The organism is Lihuaxuella thermophila (assembly GCF_900110165.1).
Taxonomy (GTDB): domain Bacteria; phylum Bacillota; class Bacilli; order Thermoactinomycetales; family Thermoactinomycetaceae; genus Lihuaxuella; species Lihuaxuella thermophila.
Window position 1 is genome coordinate 18,930 of the sequence record NZ_FOCQ01000003.1, and the last position, 26,449, is coordinate 45,378.

Genomic DNA, 26,449 nt, shown 5'->3' on the forward strand with positions numbered 1-26,449 from the left:
CCCAAAGCAATCAAGATACATTGACAACGCCGTAGGTCAACGATTATCCACCGTTTCAGGGTACAGATCATGTTTGGCCAATCGCTCTTCAGCGATCTTTTCCCATTTTGTTCCTTTTTTTCCGTAGTTCACATACGGATCGATGCTGATTCCGCCGCGCGGCAGGAATTTGCCCCAGACTTCGATGTACTTGGGGTCCATGGCCTTGATGAGGTCCTTCATGATGGTGACAATGCAGTTTTCATGAAAATCCCCATGGTTACGGAAACTGAAGAGATACAATTTGAGTGACTTGCTCTCCACCAGCTTTTGATCCGGGACATAGCTGATGTAGATGGTAGCGAAGTCCGGTTGCGACGTGATCGGGCAGAGGCTGGTAAATTCCGGACAGTTGAATTTGACAAAGTAATCGGTATCCGGATGCTTGTTATCAAATACTTCCAACACATCCGGGTTGTATTCAAACAGATACTCCGTTTCTTTATTTCCCAGCAACTTGAGATTCAAATCCCCGCGGTTGCTTCCCATGGTCGGTTCCCTCCGTTCTTCCTTTACACTTTTTCATATCTGGCATAAGCTTCTTCAGTCTCCTGCACTTCCACCCATTTCACCGTGGGCCTGTTTTCCTTTTGTAAACACAACTCCTCAATGATCGAGAAAAAGACTTCCGCCACTTTCTCCGTTGTCGGTGCGCTTCCTCCCCGGCCGGGGTCAAACTCGGGAAAATCGTTCAGCAGGTGATGGTCGAACTTTTTCTCAATGGCATGTTTGACCTGTCTGAAATCGATCAGCATCTGCTGCTCATCCAGCTCATACCCTTCCACACAAAAGGTGACTTTGTAATTGTGGCCGTGGATCCGCTCACACTTGCCCGCCCCGGGAACACGATGAGCACAGGAGAGCCAAAAATGTTTGACCAACGTGTATTTCCCGCGCATGTCACTCCCTCCTGCTCACGAAATGGATTTATATGGAATCGGGTCAACCGCATTGTTTTCGGCAAAACCCTTCAGCCGCAGCAAACAACTGTCGCAAACGCCGCACGCTTCTTCTTCGCCTTGATAGCAGGAGGTGGTCAATTCGTACGGAACCTTCAATGCCAGACCGATCCGAATGATATCCGCTTTGGTCAAGTGGATGAGCGGCGTTTCGATTTTGATTTTCTGTTCGGATGTAACCCCCATCTTGGTGGCCAAATTGACCGTCTCTGTAAGTGACCGGATAAATTCGGGACGGCAATCCGGATATCCGCTGTAATCGACCGCATTCACTCCGGTATAAATCGTTCTCGCCCCGATCACCTCGCCATAAGCGACGGCCAAGGATAAAAAGATCAGGTTCCGGGCCGGCACATACGTTTCCGGGATCTCCTCATCCACACCCGATGTACGGACAGCGATGGTTTCATCAGTCAGTGCGCTGCCCCCGATCTCCCCCAAAAAAGAGACATTGACGACTTTATGACGGTCAGCCACTCCGTAATGTTCAGCCACCCGCTTGGCATGTTCCACTTCTTTGTGATGCCGCTGGTTATAGAAAAAAGTTATCGGATAAAGTTCATAACCCCGATCCCGGGCAATACCCATACAGGTCGTGCTGTCCAACCCCCCGCTCAATACGATGACCGCTTTCTCTTTCATCTCTGTTCCCCTCCTGACATTAAACTCCCCTGGCATCCGGTTCCCAGATCACCTTATGGATCTGCAAACTGAGCTTGACGTTTGTCAACCGATGTTCAAGGATCAGTGAAACCAACTTCTCCGGGCGCATCGTTTCCCACACCGGGCTGAAAAGAGGAATACCTTTTTGGACCAGACGCCCCAGAATGTCGACCGCATGGTGAAAGTCTTCCTCATTTGCGATGACAAACTTAATTTCATCCGAATCCCGCAAATAAGCAAAGTTCTCAGGAAGCATCTTCTCGGTTTCGCCGCTCGCGGGCAGCTTATAATCCAGAATGAAGCGCACTTTTTTTCCGACGCGTTCGTCGTTTTCCCGTAAGCGGTGAAAAGGTCCGAGATGAATGGCCCCATTGGTTTCGATATGAATATCTTCAACATAGTCGATGTCCGCAAGGGCCTTGATCAGGACGAGAGACTTGTGCCCGTGCATCAGCGGCTCTCCCCCTGTCAGACAAATATGTTTATTGGGATATTGCCTCACTTGCTCCACGATTTCCGAAACCGCTGCCAGATACTCCGGCTTGGCCGGGGCGTAGCTATAAGGTGTATCGCACCATGTACAACGCAAGTTGCAATTAAAGACACGGACAAAGGTAGTGGGAAATCCCGCCCGGGTTCCCTCCCCCTCCACCGTTTGAAAAACTTCCACCATCGGAAGTTTGGGATCGTCCAACTGTTCCAGCGCTTCTTGCAAGTGTTTCACCTCTTTTCTGTCCTGGAAGATCGCAGGTCGGGTTGGGGTATTCCTGATGCTCCCGCATTCCTGATGGTCGCTGCACACCAATGGCCCGTCCCCTCCCGAGTTGGCGACTCAGTTTTAATAGAATTCATGACTATTTTCTATGAAATCTATATATAATCGGAAGTATTTTCAATTATTTCCCTTGCTTTTTCTGCTAAGCCCATGCTATCAGATGAAATCTATGATTCGCAACTTCCCGTGACTAATGCGCAATGTTCTGACGATGAACCAGTCCTCTTTTTCTTCCCGAGGGTGTGTGCATGCAAAAGAAAAAAGCTTGGCGAGCGGGAGCCAAGCCTGTTATGATGAAGTTCGTTCCAAGATTCCCAAGAGGTTACCGTCCCCGTCCAAACAATACGCAAGCACACCAATATCCGGAATCTCCACTCTGGGAACAATTAACCGCCCTCCGCATTGCCGGATTTTTTCAGCCGCCTCTTCTAACGATTGAACCTCAATCGAGCGAATAGAAGTGTCGGGCTGTTCAAACCTTTTGTGACAGGACCCGATCTTCCCCATCCAACACTCTTCCGTTTGCAGTGACGATCCAAACAGCGAGTGAGATAAATGCTCCGGTTCTTCTGGCCCGCCGGCTTGGTAGAAGTAATGTATCGCCCGGTCCATCAGGTTCCCTCCTTTATGTATCAAAAGGGCTCTGTTAGTATGCACGGAACGGGAGAAAAAATCCTTTTTTTTCCTTATTCTTCGTTCCGTTTCATTCAGCCCTTTCCGTAAATCGACGAAACCGAATGACTGAGTTCATTATATTCACCAGCGCACACATCAAGAAGCATTTGATGGCAGCAACGGAAGAAGCGGATCTTTTCTGCCGGCTCAAGGAACCAGCGAAGATACCGCTCCAGGATTTTCTCAACGGACAAAAGAATCGGCCTGAAAACGGCTAACCATCCCTTTCCTTGTCAACACTTAGAACGAGGAGGGATGGGATGATGGCGGATAACCATCAGTTGAAAAATATGAATGACATGTATGTCAGAACTTTCGGTGCCGATGAGTGTGCGATCATCGAATTTGCTCTGCGCGAAACTTATCAGAGTCTAAAAGATTATGAAGATCGATGGCACTTGGAACAAAAAGAGAAAATCAAAAAGCTGCTCAGCGAGAAATTCGAAATCAAAATCAATTAATGCACACCGCCGGTCCTGTTCGGCGGTGTTTTTCCCTGTGGAAATCATCGATTCACAGTTTTGAGCAACAAAAAAGAGGGAGGGTCCGGCCGGAACCCGTTCCCGCATTCCAAACAGGTGACAGCCGGAAACGTCCGCGCATCGACCGGTCAGCCATTAGGCTGAAGCTGGCTGTTCAACTTTCGGGTCGATTCCCCTCATTTGTTTGAAACGGTGAGAAACTTACAGAACAGAGGGAATTGGGGTCAGGTTCAATTATCTCTCCAACATGTTCATTTTCACCTTTCCTGAGGTTTTCCTTAATCTCCCGGATCGACAATCCCTCTTGGCGCCACTTCCGCAACTCGGTGAGCCGCGCCAGCGCCTTCTCCCGATGATAGCGTCTCGTCAGCCGTGTATCTTCCTGCTCAAACGGCAGCAATCCTTCTTCGGTATAATATTTGATCGTGCTGTAACGAACACCGGATAAGCGAACCAGTTCGCTGATCGTGACGGTTTCCGCCTGTTGAATTGTCTCCAAACTTCGCCTGCGCCCCATGTCCTGTCACCTTCAATCAACTGGCAGTTGTGGCAATAATGGTGGTAATTGCCGCATCCATCTCATCCATAGCCTTTCTGACGGATTTTACCCATTCCGCAATTTGTTGGTCTTGCTCCTTTAACTCTTTCAGCCGGCTTTTTAACTGTTTTTCTTCATAGTGGGAAAAATAATCACCCAGCAATTTGGCCCGTTCCAAAAGAAACACCAAGAGCACTGTCTGAGCCTCCACCGGCCCTTCTTCCAGCAATTCGGCACGAATCTTCTGCACCACATACTCACGCGCATCCATGTTTACCACGAATTTTTTGACCGGAATGAACAGAAAACGCGATTGTTCCACCTTAAGTACTTCTTTTGTCTGCAAACTTTCCAGAACCGCCTGATTCACCTGGTTGCGCAGCCTGTTTCGGTTGCCAAAATAGATGATCCATTTTTTCAGGTTTTTCGGCTTACGTTCATGTTCAGCCAACAGCTGGATGACCCGGTCCAGATAGGGTACTCCCGTCATGGACGAGCTTGTTAAAATCAGCCGGCCTTTCTCGTCCATTTCAATGATCTCACGCAGAAGCAACTCCAACAGAACCGTCCCCACCGTGTAGTTTTTTTGGTGCGAACGAAAATGAAGCTTAAAGCGGTGGGTGTCATCAATCCCCAGAATCAATAACTCTTCAGGCAGTGTAAGCTCCACGGGCATGTGAATCACTCCAATTTCGTGTTTATTCAACTCACCGATATCCACTTACCACTAATCACTTACTACTTACTACTTATTACTTACGATAAACCATTTATAGGATCTAAGCAAGTATTTTTTCCCAGTTTTTTAATTTTTCTTTGACCGTTCATGCAAGATAGAAAAAAGCCGCAGATTTCAATTTCTGCGGCGTTCAGATTCCTTTTGCTCCTGTCACTCTTCATAGATCATCTTGCGGGTCATACCTCCGTCGACCACCAGATTAATTCCGGTCACAAAATCATTGTCGGGATCTGTTAAGTAAAAACAGGCCCGGGCGATATCCTCCGGTTTCCCTACCCGTCCCGCCGGATGCTGTTTATGATCCGCGAGTCGCAATGCTTCATAATCCCCGGTTTCAATCCAGCCGGGGCTGACGGCATTCACGCGGATCTTGTCCCCGGCGAAGGAAACGGCCAACGCATGGGTGAGCCCCACAATTCCCGCTTTGGAGGCGGCATACGCTTCACTGTTTGGCTCGGACATGAGGGCCCTTGTGGAAGCGATGTTGACGATGGCCCCGCGAGAACCCCTGCGCATCACCTTTGCCGCCTCCCGCGAGCAGAGAAAAACGCTGCGCAAATTGGTTTGAATCACATCATCCCATTCCTCCACCGTCAATTCATAGGGGGATTTCCAGCGGGAAATTCCGGCGTTATTAATGAGGATGTGGATGGCTCCATATTGCTCATCCGTCTTTCTGATCAACCGGATCACATCCTCTTCTTTTCGCACATCGACAGGAACGGACAAAACCTGCCCTCCCCATTCCCGGATTCTTTTTTGCGTTTCTGAAAGCTTGTCCTCGCTATAATCTGCAAGCACCACTTTCGCCCCGACGGCCGCATAATGTTCGGCAATGATCCTTCCGATTCCCTGTGCGGCTCCGGTAACAATCACCACACGATCTTGAAAGTTTGCCATCTCCCTCTTCCTTTCATGAAATGGGTAGCTTTCATTCATATTCGAAAAGAGAGGAGAAAACCCCTTGCTCTGATCAGAGCGAGGGGTTAGTCGTTTCTTCGGGGGTATTTTCCCCGGGATTGTTAAGTTTGAGCTTTCCCAAAAAGGGAGCCAGGACAGCTCCGAGAATGACAAAAATCAGCCCGGACAGAAAGACGATTTGCAAAGAATCCACCAGCGAAACCTTTAAGATCGGAACGATGGTCTGTTTCAACATGTCCGGCATCTTTTGCATCGCTTCCGGATTTAAGAGCGAAGAATACAATCCCTGGGCATCCTTGTGTATCATGGAGGTCAGGCTATCAATCATCCCGCTTGCCTGCGGCGGTGCTTTTTGCAGGACAGGTTCCAGTTTTTCAGTCAGCAACTGCGATGATTGATGGTTCATGATCGCACCGAGAACCGTCATGCCAAATGTTCCGCCAATCTGACGGAAAAATTGACTGGATGAAGTGACAACACCCAACTGCGATTTGGGAAATGTCTCCTGTAGGATGATGGTGAGCGTAGGCATCACAAGTCCCATTCCCAGACCAAGTACCATCATATAGCTTGTGGCCACCCAACTCGAGGTGTCTACCCCCATGGTGGACAGAAGGCCAAACCCGACTGCCATCAAGAACATTCCCGCCAGGATTTGGACCCGGACCCCGATCTTGTATAACAATCTTCCGCCTACAATGCTGGCGATGATCATGGTGATCATCATCGGAGTCATAATCGTGCCGGATTCGGTGGCACTTACTCCGACAACCCCTTGCATAAACAGCGGAACAAACATGATGGAGCCAAACATTCCCACACTCATCAAAAATCCGATACCGTTGATCAACGTAAAGATTTTGTTTCTAAAAAGTTGGAGCGGCAGAATCGGCTCGCTGGTTCTCGTCTCGATCACGGCAAAGAGAATAAATGAGACAACGGAGACGGCAAACAGGGATAAAATTTGCCATGACCCCCACTCGTAATCTTTACCTCCGAAGGTAAGAGCGAGAAGCAGGCTGACAATCCCCGCTGACATGGTAATCATGCCGCCAAAATCGATTTTGACGGGTCCCGCCGCCCGGTGCCCTTTTAAACCGATGGCAATTAAGATGGTGGCCAGGATTCCGACCGGCAAGTTGATATAAAAAACCCATCTCCAGTTCAGCGAATCGACGATCCATCCGCCCACCTGCGGACCGATCACGGAAGAGAGACCGAAAACCGCCCCAAAAATCCCTTGCCATTTGGCCCGGTCTTTTCCGGAAAATAAATCGCCGATGACGATCATCGCCATGGGCATCATAATTCCGCCGCCCACTCCCTGCAAGGCGCGGAACCAGACCAACTCGTGCATGGTCTGAGCCATTCCGCACAGCGCGGATCCGATGATAAAAATCCCCAGCCCGGCTACATATACATTTTTTCGTCCAAGCAGATCCGCCAACTTACCCGCGATGGGGACGATGGTGGTCGAGCTTAACATATAGGCGGTCGTCAACCAGGCCATCAGGCTCAATCCCCCCAATTCGCCGACAATCCGGGGCAAAGCGGTTCCGACGATGGTATTATCCAAGGCCGCAAACAACATGGCGATAATCAGGCCGGCAATCAGGATCCCCCTGTTTTCCTTGGCTTGTTGTTGCTCTTCCAGCTGTAACACAGCTTGATCTGTATTCATGTTCATCTCCTCATTTAATATATGGATGATACCGTTGAGCGAAATGTTGAAACAGCTAAGCTGTAATCAGCGATTTCGTCATTCCTTTCCAAGGATATTCAACCCTTCCAAAAGGATATTCCATACAACTTAAATTTAACATAATTAAATATTAATCATATGAAATATTACTGTCAACTGAACATGTATGAAAGATGATTTCGACGCGAAGCCGCGGGCCGGGCCACTTTTTCCGGCACGGGCATCGGGTGTAGAAAGATTTATCTCCTCTTCCTTTGCCTTCTTGATTAACCTGTTATCAAAGCACTTTTTGCCAAAATTGAGGGACGGCCATCGAACTTGCCGCTTTGGCAGTAACATCCGCAAACTTGCTTTTCCATCAACCACCAGTCAAAATAACAACAGCCCCCTGTGCATATATAGCAACTAAGGGCTGTTGTTCATTTATTCTCTCACCATTTTCCCCATCTCTTCAGCGGCTTGGATCAACCTTGGCACGAACTGGATCATTTTTTTTACGTTCATCCGCGACACCGGGCCCGATACCGCCAATGCGGCGATCAGGCGGCCGGCCCTGCTGAAAATGGGCACGGACACGGCCGCTGTTCCGGCTTCCCGCTCTTCCACGCTGATGGCATAACCATCTTCCCGGATCTGTTTCAACTGTGAGACATAAACGTCCCGGTCAATGCCGCCGGGCCACATGGGATCGGAGAGTACCTGCTCCAGCAGTTCTTTATCAGCATAAGCCATCAGCACTTTGCTGGAGGCTCCCACGGACAGGGGCATACGGGCTCCTACCGGGGCCACGCGCCGGATCGCCTGTCTGCTTTCCACCGCCTGGATGCGGATCCGTTCCCGTCCGTCGCGAATATACAAGCTGACCGTTTCATCCAGGTCATCCCGTAAGCGCTCCATCTCCGGCAGGAATAAAACCGCCGGGTCATCCGAATGGTCGAGATTGGCCGAAAGCTCCCAGATGCGGAACCCCAGCTGGTACTTCTCCGTCTGCGGATCCCGCTTCACAAAGCCTTTTGCTTCCAAGGTTCCAAGCAAGCGGAAAACAGTGCTTTTATTCAATTTCGTCCGTTCCGCAATTTCCATCATTCCCAGTTGGGATTCGTCTACAAAACACAGCAAGATATCCAATGCACGTTCGACAGACCGAACGGTTGTTTTGCTCTGTTCACTCACGGTGATGCCCTCCGTGTTTCACTCTTTGAAACCTGTTTTCAATCATTATACTCTGCCTCTCGCAAATATTAAAGAAAAACGAAGGAAAAAAAGATGGAAGTTCTTTCTACTCATTTGGACGATTTTTATAGGTTGAAGGGGTATACAACTTTTTCAATCCATTGTATAATGGTTACGAAAAAAGAAACCTTGTTTCGTCAGATGAAACTAATACTGAAAGGATCCATCCCCTTTAAAAGGAGGTACCCGGAATGGCTAACGATTTGTATAACGTTCGCTCCAAACTGTCCGTCGGCGGCAAAGAGTATGTCTACTATCGCCTGAACGGCTTGGAAGAACAAGGGATCGGCCCCGTTTCCAAACTTCCGTTCTCAATCAAAGTATTGTTGGAAGCGGCCGTACGTCAATACGACGGCAAATCCGTAACAAAGGAACATATTGAACAGCTGGCCCGCTGGGCAGAAAAACGTTCCGACAAAGAGATCGCTTTCAAACCCGCCCGCATCGTTTTGCAAGACTTCACCGGCGTGCCGGCTGTCGTGGACCTGGCTGCTCTCCGCTCCGCCATGGCCCGAGTCGGCGGGAATCCGGAACGCATTAACCCGCTCATTCCCGTGGATCTCGTCATCGACCATTCGGTGATGGTGGACCGGGCAGGTACGCAAGATGCGTTGGAATATAATATGAACCTCGAATTTGAGCGCAATGAAGAGCGTTACCGGCTGCTCCGCTGGGCTGCCGAATCGCTCGACAACTTCCGGGCTGTTCCGCCCGCAACCGGAATCGTTCATCAGGTCAACCTCGAATACCTGGCGAGCGTTGCCGTCACCCGCCAAGTAGACGGGGAAACCGTTGTCTTCCCTGACTCCCTCGTCGGGACCGACTCTCACACCACCATGATCAACGGATTGGGTGTAGTGGGCTGGGGTGTCGGAGGCATTGAGGCAGAAGCTTGTATGCTGGGTCAGCCGCTCTATTTCGTCACACCTGAAGTGATCGGCTTCAAGTTGACCGGTAAACTGGCTGAAGGCGCAACCGCGACCGACCTGGCACTCACGATTACCGAAGTGCTCCGTAAAAAAGGAGTCGTTGGCAAGTTTGTCGAATTCTACGGCCCGGGTCTGAGCAACCTCAGTCTGGCTGACCGCGCCACGGTTGCCAACATGGCTCCTGAATACGGCGCTACAGTCGGTTTCTTCCCTGTCGATGAAGAATCGCTCAACTACCTGCGCAACACCGGCCGTGACGAAAGCCTGGTTCAACTGGTCAAAGAATACTACATCGCCCAAGGGTTGTTCCGCACGGATGATACTCCGGATCCGGTGTTCAGCGACACCATTGAACTCGACCTCGGCGATGTCGTACCGAGCTTGTCCGGTCCGAAGCGTCCGCAAGACCGCATCGAGCTGACCAAGATGAAAGAAGCCTGGAATGAAACCCTGCGCAAACCGATTGAGGAGCGCGGATTCGGGCTCTCTGAGGAAGAGATCAAGAAAACGGTCAAAGTGGAACGGGCAGACGGTACATCCTACGAACTGAAAACCGGCTCCGTTGTCATCGCGGCGATCACCAGCTGTACCAACACCTCCAACCCGAGCGTGATGGTAGGTGCGGGCCTGTTGGCGAAAAAAGCCATCGAAAAAGGACTCTCTGTACCTCCTTATGTCAAAAGCAGCTTAACTCCGGGTTCCAAAGTCGTAACCGATTACCTGACACAAGCCAACCTGATCGAGCCGCTGGCCAAACTGGGCTTCACCGTCGCCGGTTACGGTTGTGCGACCTGTATCGGAAACAGCGGACCCCTGCCTGAGGATGTAAGCAAGGCGATTGAGGAAAACGACCTCACCGTCGCTTCCGTACTCTCCGGGAACCGGAACTTTGAAGGCCGGATCCATCCGCTCGTCAAAGCCAACTATCTGGCTTCTCCGCCGCTGGTTGTGGCTTACGCACTGGCCGGAACCGTCGACATCGACTTTGAAAAAGATCCGATCGGCTATGGCAAAGATCATCAACCTGTGTACCTGAGAGATATCTGGCCGAGCTCCAAAGAGATCAGCGATGTCATGAAAGAAGCGATCAGCGCTGAACAATTCCGCAAACAATATGCACGCGTCTTCGATGCAAACGAACGCTGGAACCAACTGCCGACTCCGAAAGGCGTTCTTTACGAGTGGGATGAAAAATCCACCTATATCCAAGAGCCGCCGTTCTTCGTCGATATGGCCGCAGATGTGGAAGAAATCAAACCGATCCAGGGAGCGAACATCCTGGCTCTCCTGGGAGACTCCGTCACCACCGACCACATCTCTCCCGCGGGCAGCATCGCTCCCAACAGCCCCGCCGGCCAATATCTGCAAGAGCAAGGCGTGGCAGTGAAAGACTTCAATTCTTACGGTTCCCGCCGCGGTAACGACCGTGTCATGACCCGCGGAACCTTTGCCAACATTCGCATCCGCAACCAAATGGTACCCGGTTCGGAAGGCGGCGTAACCGAACACGTACCGTCCGGCCAAGTCATGTCCATCTACGATGCGGCCATGGAATATAAAAAGTCCGGCACTCCGCTCGTCGTGCTTGCCGGTAAAGAATACGGAACCGGAAGCTCCCGTGACTGGGCAGCCAAAGGAACCAATCTGCTCGGCATCAAAGCAGTCATTGCGGAAAGCTTCGAACGCATTCACCGCAGCAATCTGGTCGGCATGGGGGTTCTCCCGTTGCAATTCAAGAACGGAGACAGCTGGAAATCACTCGGCTTAACCGGTAAGGAAACCATCGACATCCTCGGTTTGAACGATGAGATCCAGCCCGGCCAAACCTTGAAAGTACGCGCCACCAAACCGGACAACACCGTCATCGAATTTGACGTCACCGTCCGACTGGACAGCGTTGTGGATATCGAGTACTACCGCAACGGCGGAATTCTGCAAACGGTTTTGCGCCAAATCCTGAACGACAAAGAAGAAGTGACCGCGTAACGCATGAAAATCCTGGATTTGCACCATGCCCAGATCACCGTTCCCAAAGGGATGGAAAAGCAAGCCCGCCGCTTCTACTGCGGAGTGCTCGGCCTTCCTGAAATCGAGAAACCCGCCTCCTTGCAGGGGCGGGGCGGTTTCTGGCTCCGGGCCGGCGAAAAGGAAGTCCATGTAGGTACCGAGGACGGGGTGGACCGATCCAAAACCAAAGCCCATCTGGCTTACCTCGTCGATGATCTCTCCGCCTGGAGAAAGTGCCTCCAGGAGAACGGAGTACAAGTGCTGGAATCCGTACCCATCCCGGGATATGAACGTCTGGAGTTCCGCGATCCGTTTGGAAACCGGGTAGAATTGATACAACAGACCAAACCGTAAACAGCAGTGTCTTCGGGCACTGCTGTTTTTTACGATCCCAACCGGCTTATCAGCCAAGCCGAACAGCCTGCACAGAAATCGGCGAGAGTTAAAAAATGAGTTGATGTTCCAATGGAGAAATTATACGATGATCGTTGAGGTGATGAGATTTGGACGTTTCTTCCTTTTTCAGGTATCCGTTGGAACAGATTCCTTATGTTTTGCTCGCTCTGTCTCTTGCCTTTGCCGTCCATGAATTTGCTCACGCTTATACAGCCTATCGTTTCGGGGATCCCACGGCCGCCAACCAGGGGAGGCTTACTTTAAATCCGCTTGTTCATTTGGACCTGGTGGGGACCATTATGATCTTTTTGGCCGGATTCGGCTGGGCCAGACCGGTTCCCGTCAACCGTTTCTATTTTAAGAATCCCCGGGTGGCAGGACCGCTGGTATCCGTAGCAGGTCCGGTAAGCAACCTGATGCTGGCGTTTATTTTCACCTTTTTCCTGTATCTTTTGACCGGCCTGGGATGGATGGATACGCTGTCCGAGCGGATTGCCTTGATGATCAACCAAATCTTTTTGCATATCATTCATTTAAATGTCGTCCTGTTCATTTTTAACCTGTTGCCGTTTCCTCCGCTGGATGGATATCGGATTATAGAAGATCTGGTTCCCAACGATACGAGAGCAAAAATGGTCCAATATGAACAATACGGGATTTTCCTTTTCCTCATCCTGGCGATCACTCCGCTGGGGGAATATGTATTCGGGCCTATATTCAACACCGCTGTGCCGTTTATCACGGATCTGATGCATGTGGTTCTCTCACCGTTATTGTAAAGGAAGAAAAACAAAACCCTTGAACACGGAGTTTCAAGGGGTACACGTTTCCCGCAAGTTATTTGCTTTTCAGCGTGATGCTGTTGCTGACCGCGCTCTCATTGTGGAGCCGGTCCACAGCGGTTACCACATACGTATATTCCTGGCCCGGTCTGGCTGTCTGATCGAGAAATGATTGTCTCAATCCCGTCTTTCTGACCGTTGCCAGCATGTGCGTTGCATCCTCGATGTTTTGCACCTGATGCCCATCAAAGCGGTAAACGACAAAATAGGCTGAATCGTTCAAAGGATGATCCCGCCAGATGACTTCAACCCCTTCGCTGGTCCAGTCTGCGGCTTTCAGCTTTGGTTTTTTCGGAGGTTCATCGTCCAGCCAGGGCATGGCCGGGACCAGCGCGGGAACCTTGTAAATCTCCTGCGTCAGACGGTCTTTAATCCCCAACGGATTTCTCCTTAAATCTTTGAAGCTGAAAAAGATGCTGCCTTTGATTTCTGCAAAAAGCAGGTTATGTTTCAGCTGGTTCGGAAGCTCTTCCGGGTTCTGCCAGGCCGGAGGATTGCTGATGCCCACCTTGTAGGCGGCTTGTCCGATATAAAGGTGAGTGTTTCGCCCCCTGACTTCACGGGACCACCAATCGGTCAGTTTTTCATAAGCGGCTGGAGGATAGCCAAAATTCCAGTAAATTTGCGGAGTCACATAATCGATCCAGCCCTGTCTGATCCAGGTGCGTGTATCGGCATAGACCGCGTCATAGCTTTGCAGACCGGCCGTATCCGAACCCGTCGGGTCAGTCGACTTGTTTCGCCAGATGCCGAACGGGGAAATGCCGAACTTGACATAAGGTTTTTCCTGTTTGATGGCTTCAGACAATTCCCGGATCAACGTATTGACATTGTGGCGGCGCCAATCCGCTTTTTGCGGGAACTGAGCCGCCCCGTATTTTTGATAAGCCGCCTCATCGGGAAAATCCTGCCCGCTCACGGGGTACGGGTAAAAGTAATCATCAAAGTGGACAGCGTCAATATCATAGTTTTTTACTGCTTCCATAATGCTCTCGATGATATGGTCTTTCGCTTCCGGAATGCCCGGATTGTAGTAGAGCCTTCCCCCATAGGAGATAACCCAGTCCGGATGGAGTCGGGCCGGATGGTTGGGAACCAGATTTTCGATCTTGGTATCCATGCTCACCCGGTAAGGGTTGAACCAGGCATGAAACTCCAGATTTCTTTTATGCGCTTCTCTGATCATAAACGCCAGCGGGTCATAACCGGGATCCTGCCCCTGAACCCCCGTCAAATATTTGGACCACGGATTGATTCGCGAAGGGTAAAATGCATCTGCCGTCGGCCGGACCTGAACGACAACCGCATTCATCCCCATCGCTTTGGATTCGTCCAGGATCCGGATAAACTCCTGCTGTTGCTGCTCTTTTGGAAGTCCGGTTCTGGAGGGCCAGTCAATATTGACGACGGTGGCGATCCAGACCGCCCGCAACTGTCTTTTAGGAGAAACGTAGGTTTCCATCTCTTTTGCCGCACCATCCTCAGCATGAAGAATTCCCGGTAGTACCAACACGAGACTACAAACAAGTGCCAGCAAGGAGACACACAGCTTTTGCCGGTGAACATTTACTCCATTCAATGGATCTCCTCCCGCTTTTATACTGAATATTTATATAATTATATTATATCAGAACAAGCAGGGGAGATTGATACCAATCGGGCGGAGTTAAGTACGTTTACACAGAGGAATCCAGAGGGGATAACAGAAAATGACTTGAGTCCGCTGCTTGGAACCCAAGTCATTTCGGTATGGATGGCTTTTCAATGTTTTTAAGCTTTGTACGAACGAGGACGCCGCACATACCAGATAACGGCCAGAATAAACAGTATACCGATCACCACTACGACGACATTCTCGTAGATACTCATATACTCCAGCACCTTCGACCATGATGCGCCAAGGGCGGCTCCCACATTGACCAGGATCAGGTTCCAAATCAGCGATCCCACTGTGGTAAAAGTCAAAAACAAGAGGAAATTCATTTTCGCCATGCCGGCAGGAATCGAGATTAAACTGCGCAAGATGGGCACCATCCGGCAAAAAAATACCGTCCAGATTCCGTATTGGTGAAACCAGTTGTTCGCTCTGTGAATATCTTCTTTTTTCGTTCTCAGCATATGTCCAAAGCGGTCAATGATCCGTTCCAGACGTTCCACGTCCAGCATGTTACCGATAAAGTAAAGAATGATTGCCCCTGCAACAGACCCTAACGTCGCGGCAATTACCACACCCGTAATGGTCAAATCAGATTTTGTCGTCATAAAACCGCCGAAAGACAAAACGATCTCCGACGGGATCGGCGGAAACAAATTTTCGAGTGCAATCATGAGAAAAATTCCCCAATACCCAAACTGTTCCATAAAATCTGTAATCCAGTTTTGCAATGATATAACCTCCATCTCTTTATGTAATAGAAAGGATAGAAGACGAAGAGTCTATTGTGAGTGTACATCAAACGAAACGTTTCAGCGAACCGGAACTCAACATATTTTCAAGGTTTGTCACATTTTTTAGCTGTGACCTCACAACCGGAAATGGACGTTGAAACGGCTCCGTAACGTTTCTGATCTTTGTTTGGCTATTTGCGATCTTTGATCACCTTCAGTTTCAGCACCTGTGCTTTCTTGAATCAGTCGTTTCCGGAAAACCTTTGACCATTCTACCAAATCTATTGATCGAAGAAAACTGTCTACTATGTATGCTCCACCTGTCCCGAACTTTCAACTTGATCAACGAGGGTCTTTCAGGGGGTGCAATCTTTTTACGGAAGAGGCTTTAAATGAGCTGCTCTGCCTTACGAAAAGCGCCACACCGAAGGTGGACGATTCCTCCTTGCGGTGTGGCTCTCTCTACCAAACGCTGACCGCGATGCATGTTTGCGCCAGAAAATACGTGATCATCACGGCATATTCCCCCCGGGGATCCCTCTTTACAAAGCGGTTCCAGGCCAGAATCGCATCGGAGAGGTAAAAAGAGACCGCTCCGACCAGAACAGAAATTTCCCCGCTGAAAGCCGCCCGATACACCATCAAGGAGATCACGGTGATATAGAGAACAACGGCGATTTGCAACAGGGTCCCTCCCTCTGCCCTCACCCCGGAACGAATGAGCATAAAATAAATAAGAGCGATCCCACCCAGAATCAACCCCGTGATGACAGAAAGGGCATCGAACGTCCACTTCGCCGGAAAGGCGAGTATATACACGACATGGGCCAGGAAAAAAGAAGTCAATCCGGCTACAAACCGATCGCTCGGCAACATTAAAAAGATATCTCCGATGATGGAAAATAAGAGCCCCAACACGATGAGCCAGCCATAACTTCCCGCTTCCCCGGCTTTACTTAAAGCAATGAGCAGAATCAAAACCATGGTTCCCGGTTTTAACAAATACTTCCACACGGTTGACTGGCAGGCGATGGCAGCCAGATATCCGGCTCCCGAGATGGCTACACAAAAACAGAGCAAGCCCAGGATCGACTTTCCCTCCCATGCTGCACGGAAAGAAATCCGTGCAATTTACTCTCCTTCCAATTTCTAAACATCGTCTGCAAAAACCTGCTTCATTCTTTTTTATCTTTCATTCAATTTTTTTCTTTAGCAAACAAAGAATGAACCTCCTTTCGGATAGCCGATTTCTCTTTGAAGAAGATTTTCTGTTTGCCGTTTTTTCATTTTTAAAAAGGGCGAAATCTTAATCAGGTTGATCGCTTGCTGCAAAAATGCCTTTCCTGAAAGTTACCAAAAGTATGTCGAAGAATTCTTACAGGTTCATTTACAACCCCACGAAGGAGGCCACAAAGTCATGAAACAGCTTGATCAAGTCCATATAACTCAAGTTCAACTCGGAGACCCGCCGCCGGATTCTTAATTTAATATTGAGGAGGACAAGTTCATGAAACAGCTTGATCAAATCAACGCAACCCAAGCTCAACTCGGAGACCCGCCACCAGATGAATAATTAAAAATTGGGTGGTATCATTTCCATAGAGAACTTAACCGACTCCCTGCACATTAGGAGTCGGTTTGCTATTTTTTGAGTTTTTCTGTTCTGAGTCGTGGCTTTTGCCTTATGGACATAGCTTTTCCAGCTTCGATCCCATCATGAATCAAAATGCCGTCATTTCCGATCAAAGGGAATGCCCCGGCTTTACGATCCCGCCAAAATCACAGCGATCAAAAATACAATTTGCAAAATCGTTCGCAGGAAAAGAGGTGTAGCGGGCCTTCCGCCAATCGTGATTTTTTCCCGTGCAGCACGAATATTTGCCGGAAACATGACAATCAGTAATAAGGCCAGACCAATGGAAGCGATACGTAAGGTAACCGGAATCAGCAGACCTATGGCTCCCATAATCTCGAATATTCCGGTCATCGTCACGATCAAACCCGGATTCGGCAGAGCCGGAGGCACCATTTTGATCAGATCCGGACGTCTCTTTCCCCAATGGGCCGTGGCTGTAAATAAAAACATCAGAGCCACAGCGCATTGGAGTGAATGTTGCCAATCATTCAAATGCTGGATTCCAAAAATACCGATCAGACGAAAAACCAACCATGACACGATGAGGACAATAAACGGAGCCATTTTGATCCCTCCGCTTCTCTTATTCGTTTTTGGATTGCAGAATGCCGGTCATCAATGCAGCGAAATCGTCAACGGTAAATGCATAAGAATCGGAAGAGGTGAAATTGCTTCGGATTCGCAGCCCGTATGAGATCAGGGTAAACAATTCCGCCGTTTGATCCGCGTTGATTGACAAAGGAATCACTCCGGCCTGCTGTCCGGCTGCAATCCACTGTTTTGCCAGTTGGATCGAATGTTGGTAAAATCGTTGAACCACCTCGCGCACGGCAGGGTCATCACTTTGTCCCAACAGATAAATAAAGATTCGATTGGTGACATCGTGCGGATCTTGCAGCGACGGCAAATTGTTAATGATTTCTTGCAGCGGCCCGTCCAGTTCTTTTTTTCCTTGCTTCACTTTAGAAAAAAAGCGGTCGTTGATCTCTTCGATCCTCTCTTGCAATACCCAGGCAAGCAATTCATGCTTGCTTTTTACATAATGGTAAATGGCTCCTTTGGAAAATCCTGTTCGTTCCATAATGTCGTTCAAGGTCATTTTGCTGCAACCTTTTTCACGTACCAATTCTTTGGTTGCGTCCAAAAGCGTCTGTTTGGTCCGGCTTCTTTTCCATTCACGATCCACTGGTCCTTCCTTCTTTCCATCTTTGGTTATTCCGGAGTGGTTGCTATTATTATTAATATACAAACCGACGGTCGGTTTGTAAAGGGAGTCAACAGGCTTGTATCATTTATTTGGTCTCCAAGATGAACCATTGGAAAAACGGAAGTAACCGCCGGAAAAGCATAAACTCCCATGCAAAAAGCCGTTCCTCGGCTCAGGAACGGCTTATCCAACCTACTTTTTGATCACTTCGTAATGAAGCATCACGCAATCAGCGAAACGGAAATGATTTTTCAGCTTCAACCGATCTTCCCGGCCGTTGGGTTTGAAAAGCGGGATGCCTTTCCCGATCAGAACCGGAATCACCCCGATCATCCATTCATCAATCGCTCCCGCCTCGATAAAATCTTTGATCAGTTCCCCGCCGCCGACCAGCCAGATGTTTCCGCCCGGCTGCTGTTTCAGTTTTGAGAGAAAAACCCCCACCTCTTCATTTACGAATTCTGCATGTTCATTCCGCCCGGTCGCCGTCCTTGAGAAGACATAACATTTCTTGTCGGAATAGGGGAACGTGTCGGAGAGCTCGGGAAGTTGGTCATAGGTGGCCTTGCCCATGATCACGGTATCGATGGTTTTGTAAAAATCATCATAGCCGTATTCGCCGGGATCGGAAGGGCTATTTTCCAACAGCCAGTCAATCTCGCCGTTTTCGCGCGCGATGTACCCGTCCAAACTCATGGCGATGTACACGACCACTTTTCGTTCCATGCCAATGTCTCCTTCCATCTTGAGGTGAACTTTTAAAACAGGTAAGATACATAATAACGGTCAAAACACGTCATCTTTTGTCATATTTATTTCATTGTGTTAAAAAAACGGGGATGATCCGGATGCGAGCGGACCGATTGATGTCCATCTTATTGATTTTGCAAAGAAAGGGAAAAGTCACTACCCGCGAGTTGGCGGAGGAACTCGAAGCTTCCCCGCGCACCATTCTTCGGGATCTGAATGCGCTCAGCGGGATGGGCATACCCGTGGTGGCCGACCGCGGGAAAAATGGGGGATGGCGCCTGCTGGATCACTACCGCAAGACCTTGCTAACCTTGAACAAGGAAGAAATCGCTTCTTTATTCCTTTCATTCCCCGACAGATACCTGAAGGATTTGGGTTTGAACCGCTCTTACCATACCGCGCGTCAAAAGCTTTTTCCCAGCTTGCCACTGGCCGCGGAACGCCGGGCGCAAAAATTTTGGGAACGCATCCACATCGACACGGAACCCTGGAAAAAGTCAGGCGGTAAAAAAGAGCTCGATTTGGAACCGATGGTTCGCGCGGTATTCGAGGAGCGAAAAGTAACCATGGAATACGAGCGGGCGGATGGACTGAAAAGTAAACGGATGGTGGAACCTTTGGGGCTGGTGGCCCGGGGAAACCAATGGTATTTGGTGGCTCAAAACGAGGAAGGTATCATCAAAAGTTACAAAACCGGCCGCATCCGATCGATCACCGTGCTGGAAGAGAGCTTCCGCCGCCCTCCCGGGTTTGATTTGGCCGCGCATTGGAGAACTTCCAAAGAACAATTTGTGACCAAACTGCCGGAATATCTTGTGAAAGCAGAGCTGACACCGCAAACGCTGAAACGGATTCGCTTCTCCGACCGGTTTGTCCGGGTGCTGGACGCAGGCGAACCGGGTCCCGACGGATGGATATCAGCCACCCTCCGTTTTGATACGGAGCAGGAAGCGATGGAATGCATTTTGGGATACAACTGCCAAATCCGGGTCCTTTCCCCTGAGAAGTTGAAGCGGAAAGTGGTGGACCTGGCCCGTTCGGTCGTCGAGTTGTATGAACAGGAATAAGTCATGGATGCGGCAGAAGGTAACCGGGGTTCAGTATAAGATAAATAACCGGTGGCGAAGGATCCCAGATCCTGTTGAAGAAAAAAACTCAGGTCTCCGTCAAACAAGAGAACTGAGTTTTTCCGTTTTTTATCCAAGGCTTCTGCTTCACGGGAATACCTTCTCCAGCTCGATCTCATCTTGTTTCATTCGTTGCACCGCTGAGTTCACGGTGCAGCCCAGCCCCCGTTCAGGGCGGGTCATCTTACGCTAAATCGATTAACATGAAAAATGCGCCGGAATCGCTTTGAATCGTTAATGCCGGCTGATCTGTGATTCGAGCTGAATCACGTTTTTTCAGTTTGACATCTTGGTTGAGAATGACATCGCCTTCGATGACAAAGAAGAACATTTTACGATTCTCTTCCTGCTGAAATGAAAGAGTTTTGTTCGAATCAAGCCTGGAAAGATAAATGGTCAAATCCTGATGGATATAAGCCACCTCTTCGGATTGAGGGAGATTGGAAACCACCGGCAATAAATGATTCTTCATCGCTTCTTGATTATAAGCTTTTTGCTCATAGGAAGGCTGTAATCCTCGCTCATTCGGCATGAACCACATTTGCAAAAAATTGACTTCTTCTGTAGATGACGGGTTCATTTCAGAATGAACGATCCCGGTTCCTGCCGTCATCCGTTGCACTTCCCCCGGACGCAAAATTTCAGAGTTCCCCTCGCTGTCCTCATGTTTCAGTTGTCCTTTCAAGACGATCGATACAATCTCCATGTCACGATGAGGGTGCATGCCAAACCCCGTCAGCGGCTGGACAACATCATCGTTAAGGACACGCATCGATCCGAAGCTCACATTGTTTGGATCATAATACTCAGCAAATGAAAAGCTAAAATGGCTTTTTAACCACCCGTGATCCGATGTAAACCGGGATGCAGCGGGATATATTTTCATCACGTTTTGTTCCACTTCCTTTATCACATAGAATGAACTTGCTTTTCTATAAGTATAATGGAATTATACTTACTTTTGTAGAGTAACTAATGTAAAATAACAGGATGAAGCCGACTGTTCCCGCTACAGCTTAAATAACAAAACTCCCGTTAAAAGAAGCCCGATCGCAATCAGAGCCAGCCGGATTCCCCGTTTCGCATTCTTTTCTTTTTCCTCAGCAGTACGTCTTTCTTCAATCATGGCATCCAATTCATTTCCGTCTCTATTCCCCAGCTCAACTTTGGCCATGATTAAAAGAACGATGCCTAAAAATATGAAAATACCGCCTGCCGTCTTCACTTCTATCACTCCTTTTGAAACGAGAGGGCCGGGCTGTGCATGGATAAAAATGGGCCCTCCTTTCAAGAGAGCCCTTTCGCTGTCTGGTCCGTATTTGCAACATTCCCCTCCAACTCCCATCTGAATTGCTGTTTCACCAGTTGCTGATAGAGCTGATGGTGCCGGAGCAATTCATGGTGAGTCCCTTCTCCGGTGACCTGCCCTTTTTCGATGACCACGATCTTGTCTGCATCGACAACGGTGGATAAGCGATGGGCGATCACGAGGGTTGTTCTGCCTTTCATCAGGTTGGATAAGGCTTCCTGCACCATTTTCTCTGAGGTTGAATCCAGGTTGGAAGTCGCTTCATCCAACATCAAGAACCCGGGGTTCTGAAGCAGGGCGCGGGCGATCGCGATGCGTTGCCGCTGGCCGCCGGACAGCTTGATTCCCCGTTCGCCCACTTCGGTGTCGTATCCATTCGGCAGTTTGTCAATAAATTCATCCGCAAAAGCCAGTTTCGCTGCCTTTCTTATTTCTTCATCCGAAACATCCCGTTCCATCCCATAACAGATATTCTCGCGAATAGTTCCGGCCATGAGGGGGCTTTCCTGGGAGACATAGCCAAACTGACTTCGCCAGTCACGCAATCGAAACCGCCGGATCGGAATCTCTCCCTGGCGAATCTCTCCCGCTGTCGGTTCATAAAAACGTTCCAGCAGGGAGAAAAGGGTCGTTTTGCCGCTTCCGCTGGGGCCCACAATCGCCGTGATCTTGCCCGGTTCAATGGTAAATGAAAGACGGCGCAACACTTCTTCACCCGTGACATAGGAAAAAGTGACATTATCGATGATGATAGGCAGTGCCGGGTTGACGGCAAGATCCGTTTCCTTCTGCTCCTCCTCTTCATGCTCCAGGATTTGGCTTAAACGCTCCGTTGCGCCCATCGCTTTCTGCAAGCTGGTAAAAAAGCGGGCCATCATGCTGAGCGGGATGATGATTTGAAACAAATAGAGAATAAAGGCGACTAATTCACCGGCAGTCAGCGCTCCGGTGGCTACCCGAATCCCTCCGAACCCGATGATCACCACCAGCATGCCGGTCATCACCAGTGACATGAGTGGTTGCAGGAAGGCGATCACCCGGGCTTCCTTTAATCCGAACTGAAAGAGATGCCGGATTCCTCTCTCTCCGTTTTCCCGCTCGATCGGTTCCGCTGTATAGGCTTTGACCAGTCGGATTTCCGAAATGACCTGGGCAAGCAGGCTGGTAAATTCCGCCGTTTCCTTCTGCAAATTCTTGGAGATCTGATACATCCTGCGTCCGGCCGGGCGGATGACGAGAAACAGAACCGGAACGGCGATCAGCATGACCAAAGTCATCGACCAGTCCAGATAAAACAGGAGGGCCAGAGAGCCGATGACGGAGACGATACTGGAAAACAAGGAAACCAGGTGATTGGTGATCACATCTTTAATCATGTAAGTGTCGTTGTTGACGCGGCTGATCAAATCCCCCGACCGGTTCTGGTCAAAGTAAGAGACCGGCAAGCTTAACGTTTTTTGCCACAAACGCTTGCGCAGATTGGCCACCACCGTTTCCCCGAGATAGGAGAGAAGATAGGACGAAAAGCCTCCCGCAACAGCCTGCAATAGAAAAGCCGCGCTCAAAAGGAGGATGATCCCCGGGTCTAATCGGGCGGTTGACAGCACATTGACCATGTCTTTGGTAAACCAGGGAACAACCAAACCTGCCGCCGTCTGCAAAAGACTGAGCCCAACGGCAAGCACGATCACCATTTTTGGCAGGCGGGCCTGCCTGACTAACTGATAAAATTTTCGCCAATTCATTTGAAAGGTCTGTGTTTGTTCGGACTCCACTCCTGCTCCCCCACCCCTTCGTTTTTGTAACATTGTGGAGAACGATGGATCTCTTATCGCTGGTAACTGCGCAACTGGGAAAAAGCTTGCATCGCCCGGTACCATGCGGCCACCGTACCTTCCGGAACGCTCGCGGTAAGCAGTTTCTTCCTTCCGAGGCGGCGGCAGGAACCCGCTTCCAACAACATCAGATCATCCGAGCATTCTGCCAGATCCATGTCATCGGTGGCGATCAGGGTGATGCGGTCTGCCGGGTTATTTTTTAACTCCTGCCATAACAAGCGTTTTCCTAACTCATCAAGCCCGTTGGTCGGTTCATCCAGGAGCCAGATTTTCGGGCTGACGATCAAGCTTTGTGCAAGCAAATATCTCTTCAGCACGCCGCCGGCCAATTGGTGAAGCGGTGTGCGGCGGTAGGCGGCCAGTCCCCATTTGGCGATCATCTCTGCACTTCTTTTCTTGGGATTCGGAACACGACGAAGTTGAGCGAGGTGTAGGAGGGATAATTCCACTGTGATATCATGATCCAATTTTTTTGTATGGGGTATGTAGCTAATTTGCTCTTTTAAGTTGCCGAGGCTGGAAGTCCCTGAAGTGATTACGCTGCCTTTGGACCAAACGTAAGTTTCTCCGTCATGATTTATATAAGTGATCCTTCCGTCATCCGGAACCATCCATGTTGCCGTTAATCGGAGCAAAGTAGTCTTGCCGGAACCTTCAGGCCCCAGGATGGCTGTGATTCCTCTTCTTACTGATGCCGAAAAATCGAGCAAGCCCATATGACGTGTTCTTCTGTGGTAAGGTCCCCGAATCTCTTTCCGGGGCTCATATATTTTGCTCACATGAGACCAGTCAATTCTCAAAAGAAACGCCATCCTTTCCACTACAGCCTATTAATAGGATACCGAAAACAAAGACGAAATGACAGAGGAGCCAAAACATCAAAACATTTTTTCATTTATAAATAGATTTATGATATCAACGCGACCGTTGAAGCAATGTACTATTAGTATAGCCGACAAACCGGAAGGTGTCTTGCCCAACTGTATTGATATTTTAGCAAACTGGTGACAAGCGGGGAAAGATAAATAAATCTATTCTTAAAATCCTAAAAGATTTGCTGCCGAAATCGCATTTCTGATCGATTGACCATTTGTCCGTTCTATGCTACGTTGATAATAGCAACTACATAAGGATAGAAACGGGAGCTTGGAGTGAGCCAGGCTGAGAGGGCGGAGAACTCTGCCGCCGACCGGTTAACCTGATCTGGATAATGCCAGCGCAGGGATGGACGAATCGTCCTTTCTATCATTCTTCCAATGGATGCATTTGGATTTTTTCCAATGGTTGGATGGGAGCCGCACGCGCTTGGTGTGCGGCTTTTTTGCGTATCAGCGCCAATAATCTCAGTATCGGTGAGCGCCACTCCACGTCTCCGAAAATGAGTTGCTAAATTACAACATCAGGAGGAAAAAAACATGTATTCATTTCCGGCCAGTAAAAAAGTGTATGTAAAAGGCTCCAGACCCGATATTTTGGTTCCGATGCGCGAGATTCAGCTTTCCCCCACCAAGGATTGGCGCGGGGAAACTCCCAATGAACCGGTCCGGGTCTATGATACCAGCGGTCCGTATACCGATCCCGATGCCGCCATCGATTTGCGGAAAGGGCTGCCTAAACTTCGCCGGCAATGGATTTTGGAACGCGGGGATGTGGAAGAGTACGAAGGGCGCAAAGTACAGCCGATCGACAACGGGTACCGCTCGGAGGAAAAAGCCGGGCAGCAGGAAATTTTCCCGCACGCCCATTACCGTCCGTTGAGGGCGAAAGCCGGAAAAACCGTGACGCAGATGCATTATGCCAAAAAAGGGATCATTACTCCGGAGATGGAGTTTGTCGCCATCCGCGAAAATGTAAGCCCGGAGTTTGTGCGCGACGAAGTGGCCAGAGGGCGGGCCATTATCCCGGCAAACATCAACCACCCCGAAGCTGAGCCGATGATTATCGGCAAGAACTTTCATGTCAAGATCAATGCCAACATCGGAAATTCCGCGGTCACCTCTTCGATTGAAGAAGAAGTGGAGAAAATGACCTGGGCCACCCGCTGGGGTGCGGATACGATCATGGATCTGTCCACCGGGAAAAACATTCACACCACCCGGGAATGGATCATCCGCAACTCACCGGTTCCGGTGGGGACAGTCCCCATCTATCAGGCTCTGGAAAAAGTAGGCGGAAAACCGGAAGAACTCACTTGGGAAATCTACCGCGATACGTTGATCGAACAAGCGGAACAGGGGGTGGATTACTTCACCATCCACGCCGGGGTGCTGTTACGCTACATCCCGCTCACCGCCAAGCGGGTCACCGGAATTGTTTCCCGCGGCGGTTCGATCATGGCTGCCTGGTGTCTGGCGCATCATCAGGAAAACTTCCTGTATACTCATTTCCGCGAGATTTGCGAAATCCTGAAAACGTACGATATCTCTGTGTCGCTGGGAGACGGTTTGCGTCCGGGCTCCATCGCTGACGCCAATGATGAGGCGCAATTCGCCGAACTTGAAACATTGGGTGAGCTGACGAAAATCGCCTGGGAGTACGATGTGCAGGTGATGATCGAAGGCCCCGGCCATGTCCCCATGCACAAAATCAAAGAAAATGTGGATATTCAGCAAAAAATCTGCCACGAAGCGCCATTCTACACGTTAGGCCCGCTCACGACGGATATCGCTCCGGGTTATGACCATATCACCTCGGCGATCGGTGCGGCGATGATCGGCTGGTTCGGTACGGCGATGTTATGTTATGTCACACCGAAAGAGCACCTGGGTCTGCCCAATAAAGAGGATGTAAAAGAAGGGGTGATCGCCTACAAGATTGCCGCTCATGCTGCTGACCTGGCCAAAGGGCATCCGGGGGCGCAAAAAAGAGACGATGCTTTGTCCAAAGCCCGCTTTGAATTCCGCTGGGTCGACCAATTCAACCTGTCTCTCGATCCGGAACGGGCCCGTGAATTTCATGATGAAACCCTGCCGGCCGAACCGGCCAAAACCGCTCACTTCTGTTCCATGTGCGGCCCCAAATTCTGCAGCATGCGCATTACACAAGACATTCGCGAATATGCGGAGAAAAACGGTCTCCCCTTGCAGGAAGCGACAGAAGCAGGCATGCAGGAAAAAGCGAAAGAGTTTAAAGAAACTGGATCGTCCATTTATCGGTAGAGGCTGTATCCCAACCTTCCGGTTCCCCGCCGGAAGGTTTTTTATTCTTCTTTCTAAGGCCGAAATGTTGACCGGAGCCGGGACAGGATTTCCTATCAATCAGAAGGGTTTTTTCTTGTTAAGACGTAGTAGAATC

General features: G+C 49.7%; 26 protein-coding genes and 1 riboswitch. Of the genes, 6 read left to right on the forward strand and 20 right to left on the reverse strand.

The window, feature by feature from the left end; genetic code table 11:
- Nucleotides 1–36: 36 nt before the first annotated feature.
- The 5 genes from queF to BMW55_RS03700 form a co-directional block, all read right to left on the reverse strand.
- Entirely contained in the window at nt 37–528 is a 492-nt protein-coding gene (queF, locus tag BMW55_RS03680) for a preQ(1) synthase (RefSeq protein ID WP_089965509.1), read from the reverse strand.
- A gap of 23 nt (nt 529–551) precedes the next feature.
- A complete protein-coding gene (locus BMW55_RS03685; RefSeq protein ID WP_089965510.1) occupies nt 552–938 on the reverse strand; it encodes a 6-pyruvoyl trahydropterin synthase family protein in 387 nt (128 codons plus the stop codon).
- Nucleotides 939–953: 15 nt separating this feature from the next.
- Nucleotides 954–1,640, reverse strand: coding sequence for a 7-cyano-7-deazaguanine synthase QueC (gene queC, locus BMW55_RS03690; protein ID WP_089965512.1), 687 nt, complete (start codon nt 1,638–1,640; stop codon nt 954–956).
- A 19-nt stretch (nt 1,641–1,659) separates the two neighbouring features.
- On the reverse strand, nt 1,660–2,334 hold the full coding sequence (locus tag BMW55_RS03695; protein ID WP_089966006.1) for a 7-carboxy-7-deazaguanine synthase QueE: 675 nt from the start codon (nt 2,332–2,334) through the stop codon (nt 1,660–1,662).
- Between the two features lie 390 nt (nt 2,335–2,724).
- Entirely contained in the window at nt 2,725–3,048 is a 324-nt protein-coding gene (locus BMW55_RS03700; protein WP_089965514.1) for a VOC family protein, read from the reverse strand.
- A gap of 326 nt (nt 3,049–3,374) precedes the next feature.
- Here BMW55_RS03700 and BMW55_RS03705 point away from each other — a divergent pair, with 326 nt between their 5' ends.
- Nucleotides 3,375–3,572 (forward strand): hypothetical protein, encoded by a 198-nt coding sequence (locus BMW55_RS03705; RefSeq protein WP_139179426.1) that lies wholly within the window; start codon nt 3,375–3,377, stop codon nt 3,570–3,572.
- A gap of 175 nt (nt 3,573–3,747) precedes the next feature.
- On the opposite strand, the gene BMW55_RS03710 is transcribed toward BMW55_RS03705, so the two are convergent.
- The 5 genes from BMW55_RS03710 to BMW55_RS03735 form a co-directional block, all read right to left on the reverse strand.
- The gene (locus tag BMW55_RS03710; protein ID WP_089965517.1) at nt 3,748–4,110 is read right to left on the reverse strand and encodes a helix-turn-helix domain-containing protein; all 363 of its coding nucleotides are present in this window, start codon (nt 4,108–4,110) and stop codon (nt 3,748–3,750) included.
- A gap of 16 nt (nt 4,111–4,126) precedes the next feature.
- The gene (locus BMW55_RS03715) at nt 4,127–4,837 is read right to left on the reverse strand and encodes a GOLPH3/VPS74 family protein (protein ID WP_139179427.1); all 711 of its coding nucleotides are present in this window, start codon (nt 4,835–4,837) and stop codon (nt 4,127–4,129) included.
- Nucleotides 4,838–5,020: 183 nt separating this feature from the next.
- Nucleotides 5,021–5,770: an SDR family NAD(P)-dependent oxidoreductase gene (locus BMW55_RS03720; RefSeq protein ID WP_089965521.1), complete on the reverse strand. Its 750-nt coding sequence runs from the start codon at nt 5,768–5,770 to the stop codon at nt 5,021–5,023.
- A 73-nt stretch (nt 5,771–5,843) separates the two neighbouring features.
- The gene (locus BMW55_RS03725; RefSeq protein ID WP_089965522.1) at nt 5,844–7,472 is read right to left on the reverse strand and encodes an MDR family MFS transporter; all 1,629 of its coding nucleotides are present in this window, start codon (nt 7,470–7,472) and stop codon (nt 5,844–5,846) included.
- Nucleotides 7,473–7,916: 444 nt separating this feature from the next.
- Nucleotides 7,917–8,666 carry an IclR family transcriptional regulator gene (locus BMW55_RS03735; protein ID WP_089965526.1) on the reverse strand — a complete coding sequence of 250 codons (750 nt, stop codon included), beginning with the start codon at nt 8,664–8,666 and terminating at the stop codon, nt 7,917–7,919.
- Between the two features lie 251 nt (nt 8,667–8,917).
- Between BMW55_RS03735 and acnA the strand changes: the two genes are divergently transcribed.
- From acnA to BMW55_RS03750, 3 genes are all read left to right on the forward strand, one after another.
- Nucleotides 8,918–11,641: an aconitate hydratase AcnA gene (acnA, locus tag BMW55_RS03740; protein WP_089965527.1), complete on the forward strand. Its 2,724-nt coding sequence runs from the start codon at nt 8,918–8,920 to the stop codon at nt 11,639–11,641.
- Between the two features lie 3 nt (nt 11,642–11,644).
- Nucleotides 11,645–12,016 carry a VOC family protein gene (locus BMW55_RS03745; RefSeq protein ID WP_089965529.1) on the forward strand — a complete coding sequence of 124 codons (372 nt, stop codon included), beginning with the start codon at nt 11,645–11,647 and terminating at the stop codon, nt 12,014–12,016.
- A gap of 149 nt (nt 12,017–12,165) precedes the next feature.
- Entirely contained in the window at nt 12,166–12,837 is a 672-nt protein-coding gene (locus tag BMW55_RS03750) for a site-2 protease family protein (RefSeq protein WP_089965530.1), read from the forward strand.
- Nucleotides 12,838–12,895: 58 nt separating this feature from the next.
- Here the strand turns inward: BMW55_RS03750 and BMW55_RS03755 are convergent, their stop codons facing one another.
- From BMW55_RS03755 to BMW55_RS03785, 6 genes are all read right to left on the reverse strand, one after another.
- Nucleotides 12,896–14,449 carry a glycoside hydrolase family 10-like protein gene (locus BMW55_RS03755; RefSeq protein ID WP_425283819.1) on the reverse strand — a complete coding sequence of 518 codons (1,554 nt, stop codon included), beginning with the start codon at nt 14,447–14,449 and terminating at the stop codon, nt 12,896–12,898.
- A gap of 221 nt (nt 14,450–14,670) precedes the next feature.
- Entirely contained in the window at nt 14,671–15,285 is a 615-nt protein-coding gene (locus BMW55_RS03765) for a DedA family protein (RefSeq protein WP_089965536.1), read from the reverse strand.
- Nucleotides 15,286–15,750: 465 nt separating this feature from the next.
- Nucleotides 15,751–16,368, reverse strand: a complete 618-nt coding sequence (locus BMW55_RS03770) for a lysoplasmalogenase (protein ID WP_089965538.1) — start codon at nt 16,366–16,368, stop codon at nt 15,751–15,753.
- A gap of 682 nt (nt 16,369–17,050) precedes the next feature.
- A complete protein-coding gene (locus tag BMW55_RS03775) occupies nt 17,051–17,488 on the reverse strand; it encodes a DoxX family protein (protein WP_089965539.1) in 438 nt (145 codons plus the stop codon).
- Between the two features lie 19 nt (nt 17,489–17,507).
- Complete coding sequence (locus BMW55_RS03780; RefSeq protein WP_089965541.1) at nt 17,508–18,110, reverse strand: TetR/AcrR family transcriptional regulator; 603 nt, start codon at nt 18,108–18,110, stop codon at nt 17,508–17,510.
- A 213-nt stretch (nt 18,111–18,323) separates the two neighbouring features.
- Nucleotides 18,324–18,857 carry a dihydrofolate reductase family protein gene (locus BMW55_RS03785; protein WP_244527430.1) on the reverse strand — a complete coding sequence of 178 codons (534 nt, stop codon included), beginning with the start codon at nt 18,855–18,857 and terminating at the stop codon, nt 18,324–18,326.
- A gap of 122 nt (nt 18,858–18,979) precedes the next feature.
- On the opposite strand from BMW55_RS03785, the gene BMW55_RS03790 reads away from it, so the two are divergent.
- The gene (locus BMW55_RS03790; protein WP_089965544.1) at nt 18,980–19,948 is read left to right on the forward strand and encodes a helix-turn-helix transcriptional regulator; all 969 of its coding nucleotides are present in this window, start codon (nt 18,980–18,982) and stop codon (nt 19,946–19,948) included.
- Between the two features lie 244 nt (nt 19,949–20,192).
- On the opposite strand, the gene BMW55_RS03795 is transcribed toward BMW55_RS03790, so the two are convergent.
- The 4 genes from BMW55_RS03795 to BMW55_RS03810 form a co-directional block, all read right to left on the reverse strand.
- Complete coding sequence (locus BMW55_RS03795; protein ID WP_089965545.1) at nt 20,193–20,897, reverse strand: pirin family protein; 705 nt, start codon at nt 20,895–20,897, stop codon at nt 20,193–20,195.
- Nucleotides 20,898–21,017: 120 nt separating this feature from the next.
- Complete coding sequence (locus BMW55_RS03800) at nt 21,018–21,233, reverse strand: hypothetical protein (RefSeq protein WP_139179428.1); 216 nt, start codon at nt 21,231–21,233, stop codon at nt 21,018–21,020.
- Nucleotides 21,234–21,295: 62 nt separating this feature from the next.
- The gene (locus BMW55_RS03805) at nt 21,296–23,092 is read right to left on the reverse strand and encodes an ABC transporter ATP-binding protein (RefSeq protein WP_170839725.1); all 1,797 of its coding nucleotides are present in this window, start codon (nt 23,090–23,092) and stop codon (nt 21,296–21,298) included.
- Between the two features lie 53 nt (nt 23,093–23,145).
- Complete coding sequence (locus BMW55_RS03810; RefSeq protein ID WP_170839726.1) at nt 23,146–23,955, reverse strand: ATP-binding cassette domain-containing protein; 810 nt, start codon at nt 23,953–23,955, stop codon at nt 23,146–23,148.
- Between the two features lie 328 nt (nt 23,956–24,283).
- A riboswitch (TPP riboswitch) is annotated at nt 24,284–24,397 on the forward strand.
- A gap of 173 nt (nt 24,398–24,570) precedes the next feature.
- Here BMW55_RS03810 and thiC point away from each other — a divergent pair.
- Nucleotides 24,571–26,313, forward strand: coding sequence for a phosphomethylpyrimidine synthase ThiC (gene thiC, locus BMW55_RS03815; protein WP_089965552.1), 1,743 nt, complete (start codon nt 24,571–24,573; stop codon nt 26,311–26,313).
- The last annotated feature ends 136 nt before the right edge of the window (nt 26,314–26,449 follow it).